We start from the raw sequence: 6,000 nt of genomic DNA, 5'->3' as shown, positions 1-6,000 counted from the left end.
AGTCCCAATAAAACAGTTTATATATTTTACCATTGATGGGTTTACTCCTGTTTTCATCTGACATCACTGCTTCCATCCGGTGATAAAAAGTTTCACTAGATATATCCAAACCGAATAAAGCTAAGGCATCGAGTTCCAACGATTGCGTATTGGTAATCATAATATCTTGTAATCTATCTTTTTCAGGTTTAAACCGAGTTATTCCTTGTTCAAGTACAGCAAATGGATAATCCAGAGCCCCATTGATCTTCGAATTGCCGAACATGATAGGCATATATAACAGTCCTGTAGCCATTCTGTCATATATATATGAGCCTGAATTTCCCTTTGCCCAGTAAACAGGTTGCCAGAAACCATTTGAAAAAACAGAAAGGTAGGCTAGCTCAGGGCAAACTTTACTCTTCAAAGTGACTTTGATATTCTTGGTAGGCAGGTAATGATGCGTGACATCAACGAATCTGTCAAAATTTAGACTAGAAGGTATGGCATCAGTCGCGCTAACCAGGTTAGATAATGCCGCTGTGTTCGTTGAAAATGTCTTTCTGAAGATTTTGGGAGGATACCGCTTTGTTGACTTATATATCCTGAAAGGGCTATAATCAGGTGGGGAGGCCTCAAAACCAAGAAACGGAATATCCTTACCATTATTTAGCACCAAGGCGTTCCATGCATGACCACCCCCGTTTGCATTCCCCCAATTAGTGATAAAATCTATTGCTGCTGGAATGCCTAATGCACGTAAAGGGTAAGTAATCGTATTGGTCATTGCCCAGCAATCACCTGTTTTGGCCTCCGTCAATTCCTCCTAGGTTTGAAAATTTGCAGGTTTTGACTTTGAACTGTATTTGAATTGGCCTATTAATCCACTATTGATCGCCGATACAACATAACAATATTTTGAACTATTACCGTTAATAAGGTCCATGCTATCACCCAGGTTTCTGTATTTCCAGAGACTTTTTTCCCGCCAATCGGATAGCATTTCATTCCCGAGCCGATATGGAAGTACATATTCGCAGAAATCCCGGAAAGGCAGACTTCCGTCGCTCAACAATTTTCCGCATTGCTGAAAGGCTAAATCAATATTGTCAATGAGATACTGCGCCGTTATGTATCGGACATCTGGCCTTTCGATTTTTTTTATCAAATCCATTGATGATAAACCAGGCATATTCCGGATCAGGAATAAAGCAGTATTGTAGTGCAGTGTGTCACCATTATTTTTATAATGAGCCAAAACGCTTTGAAGTTCCAGCCGTTTCACCGCTGACACATCCCCAGAAAGCTTCTTTCTTGATTGCCCACCATCACAGTTCACTACCAATACAAGTACTACAAGAAAGATAAACCTCATGACATTCGGTCAAAATTTAAGCAAAAATTAATCATTCCGCTCTCAGGGCTTCAATGGGGCTAAGAGATGCAGCGTAATAAGCTGGAAAAACTGCTGACACGATTCCCGATATCACAAGCAATGAAATCGAAACAATCACGACTGGTAGGTCTAGTACCGGTTTATCAAAAATTTCGTTGTCGACAATTGACGAGGAGAAGTAACCGATTAGTTTGAGGAATCCCATTCCCAAAAGCATACCCGCTAAGCCAAAGAAAATAGTCAGGACAACCGATTCTTTAAAAAACATAAAAATGATACTGCTTCGTTTTGCACCAACTGCTTTCCTTAATCCGATTTCCTTCGTACGCTCTTTAGCAGATATGAACATCATATTAGTCACCCGGATTATACCGCTTACCAGTGTACTGATACCTATGAAAAGAAGAAATTTCTTCAAGCCTGAGAAAAAGCCATTCACTGCCTTGGTTTGCTCTGTCAGGTTATTGAATATTAATGCCTTATCATCCTTACTATTGAACTTATATCGGTATGCCATAATTGAACGTATCCAATCTTCTACCTCGCTGGAATTATTTGAATCACTATGACTCAAAACGATGGTGTCTATATTTTTTGTAGAATTGAATTGCCTCTGGAAACTTAAAAATGGAACATAAATGAGGCCTGATTCCAAGGCAGAAAGCAAACTATTCCTGATTATTCCCACTATTTTATAATTCTCGCTATCAATTTCAATATAACTGCCAATGATACTCTTGTCTTGTTTAAAAAGAACTTTCGATACGCTGGAACCGATCACTGCCACTTTTCTTCCTTTCAGCAAATCCATCCTGTTGATCAATCTCCCGTTCGAAAGATGAACAGATCTGATGTTGAAATATGCCTCCGAAACTCCTTTAATCGTAAATGAACCACTATTTACACCTTTCCTTGCAATCCCTAACCTGGCTACCTCGGGGGAAATATGAATAATGGATGGTATAGACTCACGAAGAAAGAGCAGATCATCCCTCCCAAAAGAAACTTTTCTACCAATAGCTGACCCAGCACCCGAAATCGATGTACTTCCAGACGACACATACATGGTATTTTTGGCAAAGCCCTCAAAAAGCCTTTTAACACCCTCTTCAAACCCCTTCCCCACACCAAGCAACAGGGTGACTATCAGAATACCCCAGGATATCCCTACCCCACATAGTATGCTCCGGAGCTTATTTTCAAGCAGGTTATCAATCATACCATCTATAACTTAAGAGAAACATATATTTCCAACCATGCCGCAACCAATACGGTTACCTGGCCAAAAATGAAGTAGAATAAAAGACTTTTCAACTCTCTGACTTCCGGAAAAATTTCTCTTTTAATATATCGAAAAATGAACCGCGCAATTGTTAATCCTATACCACTGCACATCCAGATACCCAACAACTCAATACTATGCGGTAAAGTCAATTTTGATAGTTGCCCAATAGTTAACCCCCCGGCAGAATAAATGGAAGCAAGAATATCAGCAGTGACGTAACCATTCATGATCAGATTCAGTATTGTCCCGATACCCAATAAAATCCCACCCAATACATTGTAAATGCCGACCGTTGCATTATTTTTCCAAATCGACAAAAAAGCTCCATACTGGTCCCCTTTTGAAAGATAAAAGCTCGTTTTTTTAAAAGGATCTGCACTGGTTTGAGCCTTACTCATGTTTTTTGTTTCTATTGCAAGCTCTGTTGTAAACACCACCCTTAAACCGAAAGGAAGTAGCCACATCAACGCTGACAACAATACCAATCTCCAATAGCTCGCTCTCATAATGACTGTAACTGTTTACCAATCAACCGGGTATCACTGATCATTTCATTGACCGCAAGAGACGGCACCTTTACCGGCATTTTCAATATTTCATTGTGCAGGATCTTTGCTTTTTTGTATTGGCCCGAGTCCATGTACACTTTTAGTAGCAGATGTTTGCAATAGAATTTGGACGGTATCAGGTTGCACGAATACAATAAATTCTTCTCCGCCTCCCCATATTGTTTCATTTTATACTGGTTCTCACCTAATAGTGTATACGCATTGTAAGATCCGGTGATATCCTTTGCCTGGCTTAGTAACCTATTGCTATGGGCATATCTCTTCTGCTGGGCAAGAATGTAAGCGTACTTAAAAAGATAATCCCCATCGTGCCTAAACACAGGATAAACACTTTCATATTTGGCAATTGCCTCCACTGATTTGTATTGAGACTCAAGTATAACACCCTGCCTAAGGACAACCCGCGCCTGGTAATTCCTATATTGAAAATACGCCAGCCAGCCGACAAGGCCCAGTAATCCAACAGCGAACAGTTTGGCAAACCAGGGCCCGAGACTGATCACACTAGACCTCGTCGCACTTACACCAATAGAATTATAATAACCCAAAAGAAAAAATAAATTCATCTGTATTGGAAAAACACTCAGCGTGTATGTGGTTAATGACAAAACACTCATTATTAATAAAGAGGCCAGGGTAGCCTGTCGAAATCCCTCTTCTTCCTTGCTTATAACAACAGTACGAATGTGTTTCACACTAAGCCAGAGGAAATACACAAATAGCCCACCTCCTACTATGCCTGTTTCTGCTGTGAGTTCCAAAATGTCGTTGTAGGCAGTTGTGACATAATCCGCCAGGAATTTCTCACGGGGTGTACCCTTCCCAGAACCGAAATAATTGGCTTGATATGCTGCATAGCTCCTCGGGAAATTGCCAAACCCACACCTTTCCAAAAGTTGTCTCTGATTAACGAAAACGCACCCTTCCATACAAGAAACCTTCCCTGAGCCGAATCCAGTTTTACCAAATACAACCAGTGCAACAATTTGCCAAGCACAAGGGGGGAGACAATCATCACCATAGTCAGCAAACCTTTACTTTTTAGATACTTTCTGACTTGACAATACCATCGATATTTCTGATCCAGCATAAACAGCATCCCAATCGTTGTCGCCACAATTGCGCTCCTGGATTGCGTATATGGAAGAAGGGCCAAAGAAAGCATCAGTACCGTTAATCCCACGTAACCCAGTAGCCTGTTTTCTCCCTCAGTTTTCAAGCTCGCATAAAAGGCAAAAGGAATACATGTGGCAATGTAACTGGCAAAAGGTGCTGGATTACCCATTGAACCACCTATTTGAAAAAACCTATTTGAATTTAATATTACATTGAAAAATTGCAGATAACCTAGCGAAAGCTCGACTATGCAAGGCAACAACATAAGTAAAAGAACAGTAATCCATTTTAACTTGACAGTCTGACTAATCACGAAAAAGACAGCAGTCGCATGAAAAATAGTAACTACTCTAAAAAAATGTAAGTTACTCGACGTGAAGAAACCTGATAAAAATGAAAAGCAAGAGAAAACTGCCAGAACAACAACTTTTCTCTCAATAATTACCCTGTAGTCTCTCCTAAATAAAACCAAGCTAAGAATACCAGCTAACACACCCAAATTAACAGTGGAAATTACAATTTCTATCGAAGGAAAATACACAAAATAACACGAGTTAATAGGAAAAAGAAATCACAAATATTCATTTAAATAGCATATGTCTGACGTCAAAACTTATAATTTATATTACCCCCCGCAACCAATGTCGTTGACTTAACGAATTTGGTTGTACAATGCATAAACAACCCACAAATAATACATCATAAAACCAATGTTGATGAGTTTCAACGCACTCTTAAATGATGCATCCTGCTGCATTTGCTCAATGATCAAACCTTTCGGAATACCAGTCATATATACAAATAGTACAACAATGTACGTTATAGCTATTGCTCCAAATCCATAACCTGAGAAAAACAAAAAATCCCTAAAATTGGATGCGCCGTCAAAAAGCAACGCGGTCCAATGACATACCAGAGAAACGATCACCCAAACAACAATCGCAGAAAGTACGAATACCAAAAAAATATAATATTGAAGACTAGAAACGCATCCTTTTCCAATCCAAACGACCTTAAATTCATCATGGAAATAAAAAACTTTGCTTGTAACAGTGCATATAAAACCACGATAAAAGATGGCATAAACCACTCCTGCCTCCTCGCTTCAATGTTCCTATTTTTCATTTTTAATCATCATAATCCCTCCTGTGATGGATTTTCTGTATACAAACCTACACCTCATTTTCAGCATAAATTGCTACCTTAGGCTAGCAGTTTATATAAAAAATTAAATAATTAATTGTATTTATATGCCTAAAAAGAGATAAAATATAACCTCTTATGCATATTCCTGAGATACTCCCTGTTCTTCCGGGCATACCTGCCTACCCCGTCTCGTCCAGAAATCGTCAGCTTTTCTGCAATTCGCGCGCGGTATGTTTTTAGGCTAGCAGTAGTTATGTGTAGCCTATCAGCAATTTCATCACTTGGATTATCCTCTGCAATAAGCAGCAGAACGTCCCATTCCCGGGGTGTAAGTGTCTGAAGGTTCTTATGTGAAGTTTCTAAATGTGTACGGGTAGTGTGCATGAATATAAAAAATGAGATGAGAAATTCATTCATTTTTCACAACGTTGCCTGTTTTCCGTTGAGTGTGAGGAGAAAAACTTTAGGCAATAACAAAAAATTATATCGTATCCACAAACGAATTAATT

7 protein-coding genes (1 of these 7 running past the window's edge) are annotated in these 6,000 nt (G+C 39.3%); all 7 read right to left on the bottom strand.

The window, feature by feature from the left end; all coding sequences use genetic code 11:
• Window positions 1-799 carry the 5' portion of a transglutaminase-like domain-containing protein gene (locus KOE27_RS01360; RefSeq protein WP_215237080.1) on the bottom strand. 41 nt of this gene lie to the left of the window's left edge, so 799 of the gene's 840 nt are visible here — the first part of the coding sequence; its start codon is at window positions 797-799; its stop codon lies beyond the left edge, outside the window.
• A 586-nt stretch (window positions 800-1,385) separates the two neighbouring features.
• Window positions 1,386-2,594, bottom strand: a complete 1,209-nt coding sequence (locus KOE27_RS01355) for an ABC transporter permease (RefSeq protein WP_215237079.1) — start codon at window positions 2,592-2,594, stop codon at window positions 1,386-1,388.
• Window positions 2,595-2,599: 5 nt separating this feature from the next.
• Window positions 2,600-3,166 carry a stage II sporulation protein M gene (locus KOE27_RS01350; RefSeq protein ID WP_215237078.1) on the bottom strand — a complete coding sequence of 189 codons (567 nt, stop codon included), beginning with the start codon at window positions 3,164-3,166 and terminating at the stop codon, window positions 2,600-2,602.
• Complete coding sequence (locus KOE27_RS01345) at window positions 3,163-3,795, bottom strand: tetratricopeptide repeat protein (protein WP_215237077.1); 633 nt, start codon at window positions 3,793-3,795, stop codon at window positions 3,163-3,165. The genes KOE27_RS01350 and KOE27_RS01345 overlap by 4 nt, the downstream gene beginning before the upstream one ends.
• Window positions 3,796-3,962: 167 nt before the next feature.
• A complete protein-coding gene (locus KOE27_RS01340) occupies window positions 3,963-4,886 on the bottom strand; it encodes an O-antigen ligase family protein (RefSeq protein ID WP_215237076.1) in 924 nt (307 codons plus the stop codon).
• 111 nt (window positions 4,887-4,997) lie between these two features.
• Window positions 4,998-5,306, bottom strand: a complete 309-nt coding sequence (locus KOE27_RS01335; RefSeq protein WP_215237075.1) for a hypothetical protein — start codon at window positions 5,304-5,306, stop codon at window positions 4,998-5,000.
• 293 nt (window positions 5,307-5,599) lie between these two features.
• Window positions 5,600-5,875, bottom strand: a complete 276-nt coding sequence (locus KOE27_RS30010) for a response regulator transcription factor (RefSeq protein WP_406566845.1) — start codon at window positions 5,873-5,875, stop codon at window positions 5,600-5,602.
• Between the last annotated feature and the right edge of the window lie 125 nt (window positions 5,876-6,000).

The sequence above is a fragment of the Dyadobacter sp. CECT 9275 genome, from assembly GCF_907164905.1.
Taxonomy (GTDB): domain Bacteria; phylum Bacteroidota; class Bacteroidia; order Cytophagales; family Spirosomataceae; genus Dyadobacter; species Dyadobacter helix.
Note: the sequence above shows the minus strand (reverse complement) of the source record. Positions and strands in the feature narration are given on the sequence as shown.